This is a genomic window from Pseudomonas sp. B40(2017), assembly GCF_002112855.1.
GTDB classification, from domain to species: Bacteria; Pseudomonadota; Gammaproteobacteria; order Pseudomonadales; family Pseudomonadaceae; genus Aquipseudomonas; species Aquipseudomonas pharyngis.
In genome coordinates, this window is the sequence record NZ_NEIT01000003.1 from 266654 (window position 1) to 285096 (window position 18443).

Below are 18443 nucleotides of genomic sequence, written 5' to 3' on the forward strand. Positions count from 1 at the left end.
GGAAAACCGGTGGATCGCACTCAGTTATTCAACACTGCTCGCACAAACGTTGCCGACCTCAGTCGAGGCAATCTGGGTGTGCCGCTGTTGCTGCTGGTCATGCTGGCGATGATGATGTTGCCGGTGCCGCCGTTCCTGCTCGACGTGTTCTTCACCTTCAACATTGCCCTGTCGATCGTCGTGCTGCTGGTCTGCGTGTACGCCTTGCGACCGCTGGATTTCGCGGTGTTCCCGACGATCCTGCTGGTGGCGACGCTGTTGCGACTGGCGCTGAACGTGGCGTCGACGCGGGTGGTGATGCTCCACGGTCAGGACGGCCACGCCGCCGCCGGTAAGGTGATCCAGGCCTTCGGTGAGGTGGTGATCGGCGGTAACTACGTGGTCGGTATCGTGGTTTTCGCGATCTTGATGATCATCAACTTCGTCGTGGTGACCAAGGGTGCCGGGCGGATTTCCGAGGTGAGCGCGCGTTTCACCCTCGATGCGATGCCCGGCAAACAAATGGCGATCGACGCCGACCTCAACGCCGGTCTGATCGATCAGGCCCAGGCCAAGGCCCGTCGTCAGGAAGTGGCCCAGGAGGCCGAGTTCTACGGTTCGATGGACGGTGCCAGCAAGTTCGTGCGCGGTGACGCCATCGCCGGTCTGCTGATTCTGTTCATCAACCTGATCGGCGGCATGGCCGTCGGTATCTTCCAGCACAACATGACTTTCGCCGATGCCGGCAAGGTTTACGCCTTGCTGACCATCGGTGACGGTTTAGTGGCGCAATTGCCATCACTGTTGTTATCTACAGCGGCGGCGATCATGGTGACCCGTGCTTCCGGTTCGGAAGACATGGGCAAGCAGATCAATCGCCAGATGTTCGCCTCGCCCAAAGCGCTGGCGGTGGCGGCCGGTCTGATGGCGGTCATGGGCCTGGTGCCGGGCATGCCGCACTTCTCGTTCCTGACCATGGCTGCACTGGCTGCCGGTGGCGCTTACCTGTTCTGGAAGAAGCAGAACGTGGCCAAGGTCATCGCGCTGGAAGAGGTAAAGCGTCAACAGGAACTGCTGCCGTCGCCGGCCCGCGCCATGGAAACCAAGGAGCTGGGCTGGGACGACGTGACTCCGATCGACATGATCGGCCTGGAAGTCGGCTACCGCCTGATTCCGTTGGTGGACCGCAACCAGGGCGGGCAATTGCTGGCGCGGATCAAGGGCGTGCGCAAGAAGCTCTCGCAGGATCTGGGCTTCCTGATGCCGACCGTGCACATCCGCGACAACCTCGACCTGGCGCCGAGTGCCTACCGCCTGACCCTGATGGGCGTGATCCTGGCCGAAGCCGAGATCTACCCGGATCGCGAACTGGCGATCAACCCGGGTCAGGTCTACGGCTCGCTCAACGGCATTACCGCCAAAGATCCGGCTTTCGGCCTGGAGGCGGTGTGGATCGAAGTCAGCCAGCGCGCCCAGGCGCAATCGCTCGGTTACACCGTGGTCGATGCCAGTACGGTGGTTGCGACTCACTTGAACCAGATTCTGTACAAGCACTCCAGCGAGCTGATCGGCCACGAAGAAGTGCAGCAATTGATGCAATTGCTGGCCAAGAGCTCGCCGAAACTGGCTGAAGAGCTGGTGCCGGGCGTGGTTACGCTGTCGCAGTTGCTCAAGGTGCTGCAGGCGTTGCTGGCCGAACACGTGCCGGTGCGCGATATCCGCAGCATTGCCGAAGCCATCGCCAACAATGCCGCCAAGAGTCAAGATACCGCCGCTTTGGTGGCCGCTGTGCGGGTCGGCGTATCCCGCGCCATCGTCCAAAGCATTGTAGGGACTGAGTCGGAGCTGCCAGTTATCACGCTGGAGCCAAGGTTGGAACAAATATTGCTCAATAGTCTGCAGAAGGCAGGACAAGGCTCGGAAGAGGGCGTTCTGCTGGAGCCGAGCATGGCCGAGAAGCTGCAGCGTTCGCTGATCGAGGCGGCGCAGCGCCAGGAAATGCAAGGTCAGCCGGTGATCCTGTTGGTAGCAGGCCCGGTTCGCGCGATGCTCTCGCGCTTTGGTCGCCTGGCAGTTCCCGGACTGCATGTGCTGGCCTACCAGGAAATTCCGGACAACAAGCAAGTGACCATCGTTGCGACAGTAGGGCCCAACGGCTGAGGTAGTGGTTTATGCAAGTTAAGCGTTTTTTCGCCGCCGATATGCGTCAGGCCATGAAGCTGGTTCGTGATGAGCTGGGCGCTGATGCCGCCATCATTGGCAACCGCCGCATCGCCGGCGGCGTCGAGCTGACGGCGGCGCTCGATTACAAACTGTCGGCGCTGGCCCCGCGCGTTCCGAACATGGAACTCGAGGATGAGCTGCGCAAGACTCAGTCGCGCATCGTTACCGCCCAGGCCGAGCTGAGCCTGCGTGGCGAAGCCGACGGCAACACCAATCGCCAGTTGTTCGCCGGGCTGCCGTTGACGGCCGGCCTGCCGCTGACCGCTGCCGAGCCGCTGACTGAACCCACTTACGAGGCGCCGGCCCGCCCAGCCCCGGCGCCTGCACCGGCCGCCGCTGGCGTCGACCCGCGTGCACTGGATTCGATGCGTTTCGAACTCAACAGCCTGCGCGAACTGATGGAAGTGCAACTCGGCACCCTGGCCTGGAACCAGCTGCAAGGCAGCCGTCCGGCCCAGGCCAATCTGTACCGTCGTCTGCAACGCATCGGTTTGTCCGGCCCGCTGTCCCGGGATCTGCTGTCGATGATCACCGAGATCGACGAGCCTCGTCAGGCCTGGCGCATGCTGCTGGCGCACCTGGCGCGGATGATAGCCGTACCGGAAGTCGAGCCGTTGGAAGAGGGTGGGGTGATTGCCATGGTCGGCCCGGCCGGCATGGGCAAGACCACCACCCTGGCCAAGCTGGCCGCCCGCTACGTGCTCAAGTACGGCGCGCAGAACATCGCGCTGGTGAGCATGGACAGTTTCCGTATCGGCGCGCAGGAGCAGCTCAAGACTCTGGGCCGCATCCTCAATGTGTCGGTGACCCACGTCGATCCGGGCCAGTCCCTGGTGCAGGCGCTGGATCCACTGCTGCGCAAACGCGTGGTGCTGATCGATACCGCCGGCCTGCAAGCCAGCGATCCGGCCCTGCGCATGCAGCTGGAAAGTCTGGCCGGTCGTGGCATTCGGTCGAAAAATTATCTGGTGCTGGCAACCACCAGCCAGAAACAGGTTCTAACCGCCGCGTATCACAGTTACAAGCGTTGCGGGCTCGCCGGCTGCATCCTGACTAAACTGGATGAGACGGCCAGCCTTGGCGAAGTGCTGAGCCTGGCGATCAGTCACGAACTGCCGGTCGCCTACCTGACCGATGGGCCGCGTATTCCGGATGATCTGCATCTGCCGCGCCGTCATCAACTGGTCAGCCGCGCCGTCAGTGTGCAAATGCAGGAAGAACCCAGCGAAGAAGCCATGGCTGACATGTTCGCTGATATCTACCACAGTCCGACCAAGCAGGTTGGCTGAGGTAATGAACCGTTTTTGTACCTACATCGATGGTCTGCCATGCATTGTTCCGGTTGTGAACGCGCAGCCAGTAATGTGGCCTCCGTCTATGCAAGACAAGGTAAAGAAATAACATGGGCAGCATGCATCCCGTACAGGTGATCGCGGTGACCGGCGGCAAAGGTGGCGTCGGCAAGACTAATGTGTCAGTGAACTTGTCCCTGGCGCTGGCAGAGCTTGGCCGTCGGGTCATGCTGCTGGACGCCGACCTGGGGCTGGCGAACGTCGACGTTCTGCTGGGCCTCACCCCCAAACGCACCCTGGCCGACGTGATCGAAGGCCGCTGCGAGCTGCGCGACGTGCTGTTGCAAGGCCCCGGCGGGATCCGCATCGTGCCGGCCGCTTCCGGCACCCAGAGCATGGTTCACCTGAGCCCGGCCCAGCATGCCGGCCTGATCCAGGCGTTCAGCGACATCGGCGACAACCTCGACGTGCTGGTGATCGACACCGCTGCGGGTATCGGTGACTCGGTAGTCAGTTTCGTTCGCGCAGCCCAGGAAGTGTTGCTGGTGGTCTGCGACGAGCCGACCTCGATCACCGACGCTTACGCGCTGATCAAACTGCTCAACCGCGACTACGGCATGAACCGCTTCCGCGTCCTGGCCAACATGGCCCAGAGCCCGCAGGAAGGTCGCAATCTGTTCGCCAAGTTGACCAAGGTCACGGATCGCTTCCTGGACGTCGCCCTACAATACGTCGGTGCGGTGCCTTACGACGAAAGCGTGCGCAAGGCGGTGCAGAAGCAGCGTGCGGTCTATGAAGCCTTCCCGCGTTCCAAGTGCGCGCTGGCGTTCAAGGCGATCGCACAGAAGGTCGACACCTGGCCGCTGCCCGCCAACCCGCGCGGCCACCTCGAATTTTTCGTCGAGCGCCTCGTGCAGCAAACGGCAGGACCTGTGCTATGACCGCCAGCGGTATGAATTTCTACAAGAAGTCGGCGCGTGACGCGCAGTACGAGCTGATCGAGCGTTACGCGCCACTGGTCAAACGCATCGCCTACCACTTGCTGGCGCGATTGCCGGCCAGTGTGCAGGTCGAAGACCTGATCCAGGCCGGGATGATCGGCCTGCTCGAAGTCTCGACCAAATACGACGCCAGCAAGGGCGCCAGTTTTGAAACGTACGCGGGCATCCGGATCCGCGGTGCGATGCTCGATGAAGTCCGAAAAGGGGACTGGGCGCCACGCTCGGTTCACCGCAACACCCGTATGGTCAGCGACGCAATTCGCTCGATTGAAGCTAAAACCGGCCGCGACGCTAAAGATCACGAAGTTGCGGCCGAACTCCAATTGAGTCTCGACGATTACTACGGGATTTTGAACGACACCCTGGGCAGCCGGCTGTTCAGTTTCGACGACCTGTTGCAGGACGGCGAACACGAAGGGCTGCACGAGGATGGCGCCAGTGCTCATCTGGAGCCGTCGCGCGATCTGGAAGACGAACGTTTCCAGGCCGCGCTGGCGGACGCGATTGCCAATTTGCCGGAGCGTGAGCGACTGGTGTTGGCGCTGTACTACGACGAAGAGCTGAACCTCAAGGAGATCGGTGAAGTCCTTGGCGTCAGTGAATCGCGGGTCAGCCAGTTACACAGCCAGTGCGCGGCCCGCTTGCGGGGGCGTTTGGGGGAGTGGCGAGCGCGCTGAAGGCAGTGTGGGGACACTGCGAACGAGGCTGGTGCGGTGGTGAACGGCACCGGTCTTGCTCTGTTGTGCTCCAGACAGTCATCGAGTGTTTTGCCGGATTGATTGAAATGGCGCGTCCAGGTGCTGGGCGCGTTTAAGACTGCTTGGAGGTCGAATTGAACAAAGACATGAAAATCCTCATCGTTGATGACTTCTCAACGATGCGGCGGATCATCAAGAACCTGTTGCGTGATCTGGGGTTCACCAACACCGTTGAAGCCGACGATGGCACCACTGCCATTCCGGTGCTCAACAGCGGCAGCATCGACTTTCTGGTGACCGACTGGAACATGCCCGGCATGACCGGTATCGACCTGCTGCGTCACGTGCGTGCCGATGAAAAGCTCAAGCACCTGCCGGTGCTGATGGTGACCGCTGAAGCCAAGCGCGAGCAGATCATCGAAGCGGCCCAGGCCGGCGTGAACGGCTATGTGGTCAAACCTTTCACGGCCCAGGCGTTGAAAGAAAAAATCGAGAAGATTTTCGAACGCATCGGCTGATGAACGCGCGGGGGAGCTATGGAGCATAACGAATCTTCACAGGGCGATTTTGAGTCGACCCTGAAAAAACACGCGGTCGAACTGGTCGAAAGCCTTGAAAAAGGCAAGTTCGGCGACGCGGTGCAACTGATCCATGAGCTCAATCAGACCCGTGACCGTGGCCTGTACCAGGAAGTGGGCAAGCTCACGCGTGAACTGCACAGTGCGATCGTCAATTTTCAGATCGATCCGCACATGCCGCAGGCTGAGGAAGTGTCGCAGATTACCGACGCTACCGAGCGCCTGGGCTACGTGGTCAAACTGACCGAAGCTGCCGCCAACCGCACCATGGATCTGGTGGAAAGCGCGACCCCTGTGGTCAATGGCCTGGCTGATGAAGCCCAGGCCTTGAGCGCCGACTGGGGCCGCTTCATGCGCCGTGAGGTCGGGGCTGAAGAGTTCCGCGAACTGGCGCGCCGGGTCGACGGTTTTCTGGCACGCAGCAGCGCGGACAACCGCGCGGTGTCGAGCAATCTGAATGACATTCTGCTCGCCCAGGATTACCAGGACCTCACCGGTCAGGTGATCAAGCGCGTGACCCAATTGGTCACCGAAGTCGAAAGCAACCTGCTCAAGCTCGTGCTCATGGCCAGCCAGGTGGACCGCTTTGCGGGCATCGAACATGACCGTGCGGCGATGCTTGCTGAAAAAGATCCACAAAAACATCTCTCGCAGGGTGAAGGTCCGCAGATTCATGCCGATAAACGAGAAGACGTTGTGTCCGGTCAGGACGATGTGGACGATTTGCTATCCAGCCTTGGATTTTGAGTTTTTTTGGGTTTTTAGACCTGTAGGAGCACCCCATTAATGAGCTTCGGCGCCGATGAAGAGATCCTTCAGGATTTCCTGGTTGAGGCCGGCGAGATTCTTGAGCAACTGTCCGAACAACTGGTCGAGCTGGAAAGCCGCCCGGATGACGCAGATCTGCTCAACGCAATTTTTCGCGGTTTCCACACTGTAAAAGGGGGCGCCGGCTTCCTTCAGCTCAACGAGCTGGTGGAGTGCTGTCACATCGCCGAAAACGTGTTCGACATCCTGCGCAAGGGTGAACGACGCGTCGATGCAGAACTGATGGACGTGGTGCTCGAAGCGCTGGACGCGGTGAACAGCATGTTCAGCGAAGTCCGCGATCGCAGCCCGATCACCGCCGCCACCCCGGAACTGCTGGCCGCCCTGGCGCGTCTGGCCGAACCGCAATCGGCGGATGAAGCCCCGGCTTCGCCGGTTGCCGAGATGATCGAAGAGCTGGTCGTCGAAGGCGATTCGGGCGACATCACTGATAACGAATTTGAACAGTTGCTGGATTCGCTGAACGCCGTCAAGGCCGAAGCCGAAGCCCCGGCGGCTGCCGCTGCGCCTGCTTCCGCCGAAGCGGCCAGCGATGAAATCACCGACGCCGAGTTCGAGTCGCTGCTCGACCAGTTGCACGGCAAGGGCCAGTTCGCGGCCGACGCCGTGGCACCGGCGGCCGCTGCGCCTGCTGCTCCGGCGGCGGGCGACAGCTCGGACATCACTGACGACGAATTCGAAGCCTTGCTCGATCAGTTGCACGGCAAAGGCAACTTTGCTGTCGATGCGCTGGAATCGGCGATTGCTTCGGTTCCTGCGACCGCTGCCCCGGCAGCGGCTGCGGCCGGTAGCGATCTGATCACCGACCACGAGTTCGAATCGCTGCTCGACGATCTGCATGGCAAAGGCAAGTTCACTGACGTCGCCACCGGTGCGGTCGTGACTGCCGGCAATGCTTCTGCTGTTGCAACGCCTGCTGCCAAGGCCCCGGCCGCTGCGGCAAAACCTGCTGCAAAAGCGCCTGAGCCAAAAGCCGAACCGGCCAAACCGGCTGCCGCTGCTGCACCGGCTCCGGTCCGTGCCCCCGCGACGCCGCCACCGGAAAAACCGACGACTGAAGCTGAAACCACCGTTCGCGTTGATACCGCGCGTCTCGACGAAATCATGAACATGGTCGGCGAGCTGGTGCTGGTGCGTAACCGTCTGGTGCGCCTGGGCCTGAACAGCGGCGACGAGTCGATGCAGAAGGCCGTGTCGAACCTCGACGTGGTCACCGCCGACTTGCAGACCGCGGTGATGAAGACCCGGATGCAGCCGATCAAGAAAGTCTTCGGCCGCTTCCCGCGTCTGGTTCGCGACCTGGCTCGTCAGCTCAAGAAAGAGATCAACCTGGAACTGGTGGGCGAAGAGACCGACCTCGACAAGAACCTCGTCGAGGCCCTGGCCGACCCGCTGGTCCACTTGGTGCGCAACGCGGTCGACCACGGCATCGAGTCGCCGGAAGAACGCGAAGCCTCGGGCAAGGCCCGTGGCGGCAAGGTGATCCTGGCGGCCGAGCAGGAAGGCGACCACATCCTGCTGTCGATCTCCGACGACGGCAAGGGCATGGACCCTAACGTCCTGCGCGCCATCGCCGTGAAACGCGGTGTGATGGACAAGGATGCCGCCGATCGCCTGAGCGACACCGAGTGCTACAACCTGATTTTCGCCCCGGGTTTCTCGACCAAGACCGAGATCTCCGACGTGTCCGGCCGCGGTGTCGGCATGGACGTGGTGAAGACCAAGATTTCCCAGCTCAACGGTTCGATCAACATCTACTCGACCAAGGGCCAGGGCTCGAAGATCGTCATCAAGGTGCCGCTGACGCTGGCGATCATGCCGACCCTGATGGTGATGCTCGGCAATCAGGCGTTCGCGTTCCCGCTGGTGAACGTCAACGAAATCTTCCACCTCGACCTGTCGACCACCAACGTGGTGGATGGCCAGGAAGTGGTGATCGTGCGGGACAAGGCGCTGCCATTGTTCTACCTCAAGCGCTGGCTGGTCAGCTCCGCCGCTCACGAAGAGCAGCGCGAAGGCCATGTGGTGATCCTTTCGGTGGGCACCCAGCGGATCGGCTTCGTCGTCGATCAACTGGTCGGCCAGGAAGAAGTGGTCATCAAGCCATTGGGCAAGATGCTCCAGGGAACTCCGGGCATGTCCGGCGCCACCATCACCGGTGACGGCCGCATTGCACTGATTCTCGATGTTCCGAGCATGCTCAAGCGTTACGCCGCACGGCGTATTTGAATCCGGGGTGGCGGGGCGACAACGTCCCGCCGCACCTAATGGAGTGTTTATGGCAGTCAAAGTCCTGGTGGTGGACGATTCGGGTTTTTTCCGCCGCCGCGTCTCGGAAATTCTTTCAGCGGATCCGAGCATCCAGGTTGTCGGCACGGCAACCAACGGTAAAGAGGCGATCGATCAGGCCCTGGCCCTCAAGCCGGACGTGATCACCATGGACTACGAGATGCCGATGATGGATGGCATCACGGCCGTGCGGCACATCATGCAGCGCTGCCCGACACCGGTGTTGATGTTCTCCTCGCTGACACACGAAGGCGCCCGGGTCACCCTGGATGCGCTGGATGCCGGCGCGGTGGATTTCCTGCCGAAGAATTTCGAAGACATCTCCCGTAATCCGGAGAAGGTCAAGCAACTGCTGTGCGAGAAGGTTCACAGCATCTCGCGCAGTAACCGTCGTTTCAGTGCCTACAGTGCGCCGGCGCCTGCCGCTGCACCTGCGCCTGCACCGACTCCGGCAGCAGCGCCGTCGAGCTTTGGCAGCCACAGCGCTCCGGCCCGTCCGGCGCCCGCGCCCGCACCGACTCGCGCGCCAGCGGCCAGCGCCTCGTCGCCGGCCCCGAAACGCAAAAACTACAAGCTTGTGGCGATTGGAACATCGACCGGCGGCCCGGTAGCGCTGCAACGGGTCCTGACCCAGTTGCCGGCCAGCTTCCCGGCGCCGATCGTGCTGATCCAGCACATGCCGGCGGCCTTCACCAAGGCCTTCGCCGAACGCCTGGACAAGCTGTGCCGCATCAGCGTCAAGGAAGCCGAGGATGGCGACATCCTGCGTCCGGGCCTGGCGCTGCTGGCACCGGGTGGCAAGCAGATGATGATCGACGGCCGTGGCGCGGTGAAAATCCTGCCGGGCGACGAGCGTCTGAACTACAAGCCGTGCGTGGACATCACCTTCGGTTCTGCAGCCAAATCCTACAGCGACAAAGTTCTGGCGGTGGTACTGACTGGCATGGGCGCCGACGGCCGCGAAGGTGCTCGCCTGCTCAAGCAGGGCGGCAGCACGGTCTGGGCTCAGGACGAAGCCAGTTGCGTGATCTACGGCATGCCGATGGCCATCGTCAAAGCTGACCTCGCCGACGCGGTGTACAGCCTGGACGATATCGGCAAGCACATCGTCGAGGCATGCGTCTGATGGATGTTCTAAGCCTTATCGGGATCATCATGGCGTTCGTCGCCATCATCGGCGGCAACTACCTTGAAGGCGGTCACCTCGGCGCGCTGGCCAACGGCCCGGCGGCGCTGATCGTGCTCGGTGGCACTATCGGTGCCGCGCTGCTGCAGTCGCCGATGAGCGCGTTCAAGCGCGCCATGCAGATTCTGGCCTGGATCTTTTTCCCGCCGCGGGTGGACCTGGCCGGCGGCATCGACCGCGTGGTCAACTGGAGCCTCACCGCCCGCAAGGAAGGCCTGCTGGGTCTGGAAGGCGTGGCGGATGCCGAGCCTGACGCCTACTCGCGCAAAGGCCTGCAACTGCTGGTCGACGGCGCCGAGCCGGAAGCGATCCGCAGCATCCTCGAAGTGGATTTCTACACCCAGGAAGCCCGCGACATCGAGGCCGCCAAAGTGTTTGAAAGCATGGGCGGCTACGCGCCGACCATCGGCATCATCGGTGCGGTAATGGGCCTGATCCACGTGATGGGCAATCTGGCCGATCCGTCGCAACTGGGCAACGGGATTGCGGTGGCGTTCGTCGCCACCATCTACGGTGTGGCCAGTGCCAACCTGATCCTGTTGCCGGTGGCTGCCAAACTCAAGTCAATCGCGTTGCGACAGTCGCGTTATCGCGAAATGTTGTTGGAAGGTATTTTGTCGATCGCTGAAGGTGAAAACCCACGCTCCATCGAGTTGAAGCTTCAGGGCTTCATGGATTAAGGGACTGACCTCATGGCACGTCGTCGCCAGCATGAAGAGCACGTAAACCATGAACGCTGGCTGGTTTCCTACGCCGACTTCATTACCTTGCTCTTTGCCTTTTTCGTGGTGATGTACTCCATCTCGTCGATCAACGAAGGCAAATACAAGATCATCTCCGAAGCGCTGATCGGGGTCTTCACCGACTCCGACCGCGCGCTCAAGCCGATCCCGATCGGCGAAGAACGACCGAAGACCGTGACCCCGGCCAAGCCGCTGGTCAAGGACGCCGAGCAGGTCGATGCCGGCATCGCCGGGGCCAGCGATCCGCTGAAAAGCATCGCCGATGACATCAGCGCTGCGTTCGGCGACCTGATCTCCTCGAACCAGATGACCGTGCGCGGCAACGAGCTGTGGGTCGAGATCGAACTCAACTCCAGCCTGTTGTTCGGCAGCGGTGATGCGATGCCGAGTGACATCGCGTTCAACATCATCGACAAGGTCGCGGCGATCCTCAAACCGTTCGACAACCCGATCCACGTCGAAGGCTTCACCGACGATCAACCGATCCGCACTGCGCAGTACCCGACCAACTGGGAACTGTCCTCGGCGCGTTCGGCGAGCATCGTGCGCATGCTGGCGATGCAGGGCGTGAACCCTGGCCGCCTGGCGTCGGTGGGCTACGGCGAATTCCAGCCGGTGGCCAACAACGCCACCGCTGAAGGCCGGGCGAAAAACCGTCGTGTGGTGCTGGTGGTGTCGCGCAATCTCGATGTGCGCCGCAGCCTGACCGGCACCGGAACCGCTCATGCGCAACCGGACGCCGCGTTGAAGCGTGCTGGCACACAAACTGCACCGACCCCGGTCAAGACGCCGGGACGCGAGAGTGCCGTCAATTCTCCGTCGCCCGCATTAATACGCTGAACCATGTCTCGGCCGAGTATCCCGGCCGGGAGGAACGATCCGAATGAGAGTCTGGGCAGTCGCCAATCAAAAGGGTGGTGTTGGTAAAACCACTTCTTCCATCGCTTTAGCCGGTTTGCTGGCCGAGGCGGGCAAGCGCGTGGTCGTGGTCGATCTCGACCCGCACGGCTCGATGACCAGCTATTTCGGTTACGACCCCGACAGCCTGGAACACAGCAACTACGACCTGTTTCTGCACAAGGGCAGCGTGCCGCAAGGCCTGCCGGGCCAACTGCTGCTGTCGACCAGCGATGAACGCATTTCCCTGTTGCCGTCGAGCACCGCGCTGGCCACCCTCGAGCGCCAGTCGCCAGGGCAGAGTGGCCTGGGTCTGGTGATCGCCAAGAGTCTGGCGCAGCTGTGGCAGGACTTCGATTACGCGATCATCGACAGCCCGCCGTTGCTCGGCGTTCTGATGGTCAACGCCCTGGCCGCCAGTCAACAACTGGTGATCCCGGTGCAGACTGAGCACCTGGCCGTCAAAGGCCTGGAGCGCATGGTCAACACGCTGGCGATGATCAACCGCTCACGCAAACAGGCGCTGCCGTTCAGCATCGTGCCGACCCTGTTCGACCGCCGCACCCAGGCGTCGATGGGCACCTTGCGCGTGCTGCGCGACAAATTCCCCGACGAGATCTGGCAGGGTTACATCCCGGTCGATACCCGTCTGCGTGACGCCAGTCGTGCCGGTGTCACCCCTTCACAGTTCGACGGCAAGAGCCGTGGCGTGCTGGCTTACCGCGCGCTGCTCAAGCATCTGCTGGCGCAGCAACTCGTTCCGCAGGTGGCTTGAGCATGAATCGGCCGATCAAGCTGACGTCGAAGCCGCAACTGGCGCTGCAGTCCTATCTGGACGGCTTGCTGCAGGAAGTGACGGACGAGGTCGAGCAGCAAATCGCAGCCCCGGTCGAGGTGGTCGAGAGCGCTGCGGCGCTCGATGAATTCCAGGCCGCCGTGCTTGAAGAGCAGGCCCGGGATGCGCAAAAAGCCGCTAGGCCGGTCGCCCCGGTTGCAGCGCCTGCCGCTGTGGTAGCGAAGGCACCTGCGACGTTGATCAAAGAGCCTGAGCCGGTGCGCGTGGTATCGACGCTGGCGCCGTTGCTGCAAACCCAACTTCTGCAAACGCCGCCGGTTTCGGCGGCGCCAGAGCCCGAGCCTGAAGCGCCTGCGCCAGCCCCGGTCGAACCGACCCTGGTTGCGCCACTGGTGGAAGTGCATCTGCCACCCAGCAACACGCCGCCACCGGTGGAAACCGACGGCCGTCCGGCCTGGGCTTCGGAAGCGTTCGAATGCCTGTTGTTCGACGTGGCCGGCCTGACGCTGGCCGTGCCACTGGTGTGCCTCGGCTCAATCTACTCGCTGGCCGGCCACGAGCTGACGCCGCTGTTCGGTCAGCCGGAATGGTTCCTCGGGATTCTGCCGAGCCAGGCCGGCAACCTGAAGGTGCTGGACACCGCACGCTGGGTCATGCCGGATCGCTACCGCGACGATTTCCGTCAGGGCCTGCAATACGTAATTTCGGTGCAGGGTTACGAGTGGGGACTGGCGGTGCATCAGGTCAGCCGCTCGTTGCGTCTGGACCCGAATGAAATCAAATGGAGAAGTCACCGAGGTCAGCGGCCATGGCTCGCCGGCACGGTGATTGAACACATGTGCGCCTTGCTCGATGTTTCCGCTCTGGCCGAGTTGATCGCCAGCGGTGGGGCAAAGCACATGTCCGGCAGTAAGCCGAACCACAAACCGACATAAAGACAGTACCGGCATTCAAATGCCGGCGAACGAAACACACACCGCCAGGCGCGGTTTTTCGAGGGGCTAGGGTATGAACGACAAGGCTACGGCGGCAAAGGGTTCCGAAGATCCGATCCTGCAATGGGTGACCTTCAAGCTGGATAACGAAACCTACGGCATCAACGTGATGCGCGTTCAGGAAGTCCTGCGCTACACCGAGATCGCTCCGGTTCCGGGTGCGCCAAGCTACGTGCTGGGCATCATCAACCTGCGCGGCAACGTGGTGACCGTGATCGACACCCGTCAGCGCTTCGGCCTGATGAGCGGTGAGATCAGCGACAACACCCGTATCGTCATCATCGAAGCCGACAAGCAGGTCGTGGGCATCATGGTCGACAGCGTGGCTGAAGTGGTTTACCTGCGTCAGTCGGAAATCGAGACCGCACCGAACGTCGGTAACGAAGAGTCGGCCAAGTTCATCCAGGGCGTGTGCAACAAGAACAACGAGTTGCTGATCCTGGTCGAGCTGGACAAGATGATGAGCGAAGAAGAGTGGTCGGAACTGGAGAACATCTGATTGATTCTCGAGGTAGCGGTCATTGTCCTGTTCCTGTTCTGGGCAGGCACGCTGGCGATGTTTCTGGCGTACATCAAGGCGCAGCGCGTGATCGCTGCGCAACAGGCCCAGGGCGATGCGCTGCGTGATCAGCGCATCAAGGACCTGGCCAAGCGTGTCGACGATTACCAGAACGGCAACGTGCGCATGGGCGAAGCCCTGCACGAGCTGCGCTCGGTGGTCGGCCCGATCCCGGACAAACTTGCCCAGCTCGAACAGCGCGATCCTTCCAGCCTGTCATTCGCCCAGGCGGCGAAACTGGTGGGGATGGGCGCGAGTGTCGATGAGCTGACTCAGTCCTGCGGGTTGACCCAGGCTGAGGCGGAGTTGATGCGCAAGTTGCACAGAAGCAGTTAAAAGTTTCAAACGTCAGTAAAACCGAAAGATCACAGACCTCGGCAGCTACTATCGGTGAACGTAACCGGTGTAGATGTTCCAGAAGCCTGTGATTTTTTGTTTTTTGGGAAGCGAGTTTCACCTGACCTATTTGATTCCTTGGTTGTTTTTTCGGTTTACTTTTCCTTCCTGATGTCCACTGTCAAATCTGACAGTAGCGCCGATAGTTTTAAAGTGTTTGGATTGCAGCGTGTTTTGACTGCGCACTCCATGAGCTTCAGAGTGAGGATTCGAAATGAATACTGATTCGAACAAAACAGCCGGGCCGATAGTGTCATTTGAAGCGGAAGATGAAACCTGGCCACTTTCACGCGTGAAAGGAACGATCAAAGATGATCGGGATGGCACTGTTTACAAATTCACTGAAAAAACTTTTACAGAGTGGTATTCAGGGCGACCACTTCTTGGCAAACGTGTCAGTTTTTTCGCAACACGCGGAACTCAGGGCTACATCGCGGAGGATGTTGAGCTCGAGTGATAGTGAGGCTTGTAAGCCTCACATATGCCGGTTTTGATGAATTGCAAGAATCGGTATGTTCTAGGAAACGAAGAAGTCAGGATCGGCTTTCAGTAATCGTCGCCGCGTTCGGTGACGTCTTTCTCGACCATCGGCGCATCCGGGTCCTGTCCCGCCGGGAACTTGCCCTTGAGGTTCCAGGCGAACGCGATGATCTCCGCGATCGTGCGGTACAGCTCTTCGGGGATGCTGTCGCCCAGTTCCATCCGCGCCAGCAACTTCACCAGCTCGGCGTTTTCGTAGATCGGCACTTCACAGTCGCGGGCGATCCGCAGGATTTCTTCGGCCAGTGCTTCGTCGCCCTTGGCGGTAAGGGTCGGGGCGTGGCTGCCGTCGTATTTGAGGGCGATGGCCTGGCGTGGAGCGGTGGTGTCATTCATGCGGTTTCGTCGACCCAGCGGTGTTCGAGGCGGGTTTGGATGCCTTGCGGCGGGGTGCCGAGGTGGCAGTCGAGATCGCCGACGTTCAGCCCGGAATCCAGCAGGCGCTGGCGCAGTGCGGTCAGGTTGCTTTCGATCAGGCTGGCGGTGTAAGGCCGCTCGGCCCACAACTGGCTGGACAGGCTGCCGCTGATCAACTGTGCCTGAATCTGCATCGGCCCCAGCGGTTCCATGTCAAACGCCAGATCGACGCGCCACAGTTGTTGTTTCGGCTCGCGCTCATCGCGGCGCTGCTCGTTCGCATCCTGTTTCTCCGGCGCTTCTTCGCGCTGGAACTTGACCTGCAACGGCACGATGTCCTGCAGATTGCGCATCGGGATTTCCAGTTGCCAGGTGCTGAGCAGGCGGCCGTCGTCGGTCACGCCGGTCTGTTCCAGGCTCGACAGCTGATGGCTTTGCAGGCGCGACACGGCAGCGGCGGCGAGGCGCAGCAAATGTTCCAGATCGCCTTCACCTTCCAGGCTTTGCAGCAGTCGCTCGGGCAGCGGGAAACTGCTCGGCACCGGTTTCGCGCTGACCTGACCGAGCATGCCGAGGGCGTTGCGTACGAAGCTCGGCAATGCTTGAGCCAGCGTGTTGGCGGCGATGATCGCATTCAGGTTGGTGTTGCCGGGCAGGCCGGGGGTGAGTTGGGCGATCAGCTTGAGCAGATCGGCTTTCATGTCCGGGGCCAGCGTCGGGTTCTGCCCGGTCAGCAGTTTGGTTTCGAGGAACACGCCGCTGTTGGCCAGCGCCTGGGCCAGACCTTTCGGCGTGCTCAGTTGCTGCACGTCCGGCAGGTTGGCGAGCAGTTTGTCCACGGCCGCACGCAAATCCTGGGACGTCTGATCGGTGGCGGGGGGCAGGCTCTGGAGCATTTTCAGCAAGCCGTCGAGGGAGCCCTGACGGCTTTGCTGGCTGACCAGCTGCTGGCTGACCGCCAGTTGTTCCTGGCGATTGCTCAGCGGCAGAAACTTCAGGGTTTGCGAGTCCTGCACCAGCGCCGAGAGCAGGGTGCCGATGCGCAGCGGTTGCGGGCTGTCGATGCTCAGGGTGCTTCCGCTCAACGCGGTGTTGAGCAGGCTGACCATCGAGCGGTACACGGTCGGCTGCCCCGGCACCTGCGGCAAGGCCTGAGCCGTCAGCACCTTGCCTTGCAGCAGCGTGCCGACCGGCAGTTGCGCAGTGTCGATGCGGGTGAGGGTGGCGACGCTGCTGGCGATGGCCTGTTGCACGGTGATCGCCAGATTGCCCGCCGACGGCTGGGTGATCGCCAGACTGGTGCCCTGGGGCAGCGGCAGATTGCTGGTCGCCTGCACGGTGGTCTGACGGCCGCTGTCCAGCGTCACCTTGAGCAACAACTGAAAGGTCTGATCCGCCTGCTTGAGCGACAACACCTCGGCTTTGGCGCTCTGGCCGGCGGCAATCAGCCCGTCGACCGGCGTCAGCAACTTCAGCAGCTCACCCACCTGCGGGCGAACGGTCGCCGGGGTGGTGGGCGGGAGCGGGAGGATGTTCATTTCGCCTGTCATACGCGGACACAACCTGAGGAAAATGCACTCGGGAGAGCGGGGGACGCCATGTATAATGCCGCCCGTCCTTCCATTCGTTCAAAAAACATAGCAATTGTTTGACGCAGCTCTCTGGATTGAGCCGTCATTGCATTTATGCTGCAACTCTTTAACGGCCGCGCCAGAGCCGACTTGAACCGTATAAGGCCCGTGAACCCTTGACCAGTCCTGTCCTGCAAACCGTTGCCCTCGCGTGTGAACGTGATCTCAGACTGCTCTTCGACAATCTCGAATTGAGACTGGCCAGTGGCGATATGGTGCAGATCAGCGGTCCCAACGGCAGCGGCAAGACCAGCCTGCTGCGTTTGCTGGCCGGTCTGATGCAGCCGACCGACGGTCAGGTGCTGCTCAACGGCAAGCCGCTGGGCGAGCAACGCAGCGAGCTGGCGCGCAACCTGTTGTGGATCGGCCATGCCGCCGGGATCAAGGACTTGCTCACCCCGGAAGAAAACCTCGCCTGGCTCTGCGCCCTGCATCAACCCGCCGAACGCGACGCGATCTGGCAGGCCCTGGCGGCGGTTGGATTGCGCGGTTTCGAGGATGTTCCCTGCCACAGTCTGTCCGCCGGCCAGCAGCGCCGCGTGGCGCTGGCGCGGTTGTATCTGGACAGCCCGCCGTTGTGGATTCTCGACGAACCGTTCACTGCGCTGGACAAGCAGGGCGTGGCGCAGCTTGAAGAACACCTGGCCGGGCACTGCGAACGGGGCGGCCTGGTGGTGCTCACCACGCACCACACGCTGAGCCGGATGCCAGCCGGTTATCGCGACATCGATCTGGGGAATTGGGCGGTATGAGTGTGTTCGGCCTGCTGGTTGCCCGTGAATCCCGACTGCTGTTCCGCCGCCCGGCGGAGCTGGCCAATCCGCTGATTTTCTTCGCCATCGTCATCGCGCTGTTCCCGCTGGCCGTCGGCCCGGAAACTCAAGTATTGCAAAACTTGTCCCCGGGGTTAGTCTGGGTGGCGGCACTTTTGTCGGTCCTGCTCTCGCTGGACGGGCTGTTCCGCAGTGATTTCGAAGATGGCTCCCTTGAACAGTGGGTCCTTTCGCCGCACCCCCTGCCACTTCTGGTATTGGCCAAGGTGCTGGCACACTGGCTTTTTTCCGGGCTGGCACTGGTTTTGCTCTCGCCATTACTGGCGTTGATGCTCGGGTTGCCGGCTGCGTGTCTGCCGGTTTTGCTGCTTTCGTTGCTGCTGGGAACACCGGTGCTGAGCTTGCTCGGTGCGGTGGGCGCGGCGCTGACGGTCGGTCTGAAACGCGGAGGCCTGTTGCTGGCGCTGCTGATTCTGCCGTTGTACATCCCGGTGTTGATCCTCGGCAGTGGCGCCTTGCAGGCGGCGTTGCAGGGCATGCCGGCGCTTGGTTATCTGTTGTGGCTTGGCAGCCTGACCGCCCTGGCGATAACCCTGACACCTTTTGCAATAGCGGCTGGCCTGAAGATCAGCGTCGGCGAATAATGAGGTCTGGTTAAAATTTAACCAGCAAAGACCCTAAG

Annotated in this window: 19 protein-coding genes; 17 read left to right on the plus strand and 2 right to left on the minus strand. The window is 61.5% G+C overall.

What is annotated here, in order from left to right; genetic code table 11:
* Positions 1 to 9 precede the first annotated feature (9 nt).
* The 15 genes from flhA (at position 10) to CAF76_RS28400 (ending at position 14917) form a co-directional block, all read left to right on the plus strand.
* Positions 10 to 2139 (plus strand): flagellar biosynthesis protein FlhA, encoded by a 2130-nt coding sequence (gene flhA / locus CAF76_RS08655; protein WP_085611522.1) that lies wholly within the window; start codon positions 10 to 12, stop codon positions 2137 to 2139.
* An 11-nt stretch (positions 2140 to 2150) separates the two neighbouring features.
* The gene (gene flhF, locus CAF76_RS08660; RefSeq protein WP_064594406.1) at positions 2151 to 3491 is read left to right on the plus strand and encodes a flagellar biosynthesis protein FlhF; all 1341 of its coding nucleotides are present in this window, start codon (positions 2151 to 2153) and stop codon (positions 3489 to 3491) included.
* 113 nt (positions 3492 to 3604) lie between these two features.
* Positions 3605 to 4435: a flagellar synthesis regulator FleN gene (gene fleN, locus CAF76_RS08665; protein ID WP_003222917.1), complete on the plus strand. Its 831-nt coding sequence runs from the start codon at positions 3605 to 3607 to the stop codon at positions 4433 to 4435.
* Positions 4432 to 5172: an RNA polymerase sigma factor FliA gene (fliA, locus tag CAF76_RS08670; RefSeq protein ID WP_011333070.1), complete on the plus strand. Its 741-nt coding sequence runs from the start codon at positions 4432 to 4434 to the stop codon at positions 5170 to 5172. Before fleN ends, fliA begins: the two co-directional genes overlap by 4 nt.
* Positions 5173 to 5339: 167 nt before the next feature.
* Positions 5340 to 5711 (plus strand): chemotaxis response regulator CheY, encoded by a 372-nt coding sequence (locus CAF76_RS08675; RefSeq protein WP_003183998.1) that lies wholly within the window; start codon positions 5340 to 5342, stop codon positions 5709 to 5711.
* 18 nt (positions 5712 to 5729) lie between these two features.
* The gene (locus tag CAF76_RS08680; protein ID WP_011333071.1) at positions 5730 to 6518 is read left to right on the plus strand and encodes a protein phosphatase CheZ; all 789 of its coding nucleotides are present in this window, start codon (positions 5730 to 5732) and stop codon (positions 6516 to 6518) included.
* A gap of 39 nt (positions 6519 to 6557) precedes the next feature.
* On the plus strand, positions 6558 to 8828 hold the full coding sequence (locus CAF76_RS08685) for a chemotaxis protein CheA (RefSeq protein WP_085648515.1): 2271 nt from the start codon (positions 6558 to 6560) through the stop codon (positions 8826 to 8828).
* 49 nt (positions 8829 to 8877) lie between these two features.
* The gene (locus CAF76_RS08690) at positions 8878 to 10014 is read left to right on the plus strand and encodes a chemotaxis response regulator protein-glutamate methylesterase (RefSeq protein WP_085605808.1); all 1137 of its coding nucleotides are present in this window, start codon (positions 8878 to 8880) and stop codon (positions 10012 to 10014) included.
* Entirely contained in the window at positions 10014 to 10754 is a 741-nt protein-coding gene (locus CAF76_RS08695) for a flagellar motor protein (protein ID WP_039769734.1), read from the plus strand. The genes CAF76_RS08690 and CAF76_RS08695 overlap by 1 nt, the downstream gene beginning before the upstream one ends.
* 12 nt (positions 10755 to 10766) lie before the next feature.
* Positions 10767 to 11657 (plus strand): flagellar motor protein MotD, encoded by an 891-nt coding sequence (motD, locus tag CAF76_RS08700; RefSeq protein ID WP_011333075.1) that lies wholly within the window; start codon positions 10767 to 10769, stop codon positions 11655 to 11657.
* 43 nt (positions 11658 to 11700) lie between these two features.
* Positions 11701 to 12489: a ParA family protein gene (locus CAF76_RS08705; protein WP_007959220.1), complete on the plus strand. Its 789-nt coding sequence runs from the start codon at positions 11701 to 11703 to the stop codon at positions 12487 to 12489.
* 2 nt (positions 12490 to 12491) lie between these two features.
* On the plus strand, positions 12492 to 13445 hold the full coding sequence (locus tag CAF76_RS08710; RefSeq protein ID WP_085648514.1) for a CheW domain-containing protein: 954 nt from the start codon (positions 12492 to 12494) through the stop codon (positions 13443 to 13445).
* A gap of 73 nt (positions 13446 to 13518) precedes the next feature.
* On the plus strand, positions 13519 to 14004 hold the full coding sequence (locus CAF76_RS08715; protein WP_007959223.1) for a chemotaxis protein CheW: 486 nt from the start codon (positions 13519 to 13521) through the stop codon (positions 14002 to 14004).
* Positions 14005 to 14400, plus strand: coding sequence for a DUF2802 domain-containing protein (locus tag CAF76_RS08720; protein WP_007959226.1), 396 nt, complete (start codon positions 14005 to 14007; stop codon positions 14398 to 14400). It begins immediately after the preceding gene.
* 274 nt (positions 14401 to 14674) lie between these two features.
* Positions 14675 to 14917, plus strand: coding sequence for a hypothetical protein (locus CAF76_RS28400; protein ID WP_143491828.1), 243 nt, complete (start codon positions 14675 to 14677; stop codon positions 14915 to 14917).
* An 89-nt stretch (positions 14918 to 15006) separates the two neighbouring features.
* Here the strand turns inward: CAF76_RS28400 and CAF76_RS08725 are convergent, their stop codons facing one another.
* Both CAF76_RS08725 and CAF76_RS08730 read right to left on the minus strand, forming a co-directional pair.
* Complete coding sequence (locus CAF76_RS08725) at positions 15007 to 15336, minus strand: EscU/YscU/HrcU family type III secretion system export apparatus switch protein (RefSeq protein WP_085648513.1); 330 nt, start codon at positions 15334 to 15336, stop codon at positions 15007 to 15009.
* Positions 15333 to 16907, minus strand: a complete 1575-nt coding sequence (locus CAF76_RS08730; RefSeq protein WP_085648512.1) for a flagellar hook-length control protein FliK — start codon at positions 16905 to 16907, stop codon at positions 15333 to 15335. The genes CAF76_RS08725 and CAF76_RS08730 overlap by 4 nt, the downstream gene beginning before the upstream one ends.
* Before the next feature lie 197 nt (positions 16908 to 17104).
* Between CAF76_RS08730 and ccmA the strand changes: the two genes are divergently transcribed.
* Complete coding sequence (gene ccmA, locus CAF76_RS08735) at positions 17105 to 17740, plus strand: cytochrome c biogenesis heme-transporting ATPase CcmA (protein ID WP_007959232.1); 636 nt, start codon at positions 17105 to 17107, stop codon at positions 17738 to 17740.
* Positions 17737 to 18405: a heme exporter protein CcmB gene (gene ccmB, locus CAF76_RS08740; protein ID WP_011333083.1), complete on the plus strand. Its 669-nt coding sequence runs from the start codon at positions 17737 to 17739 to the stop codon at positions 18403 to 18405. The genes ccmA and ccmB overlap by 4 nt, the downstream gene beginning before the upstream one ends.
* Positions 18406 to 18443: the final 38 nt, after the last annotated feature.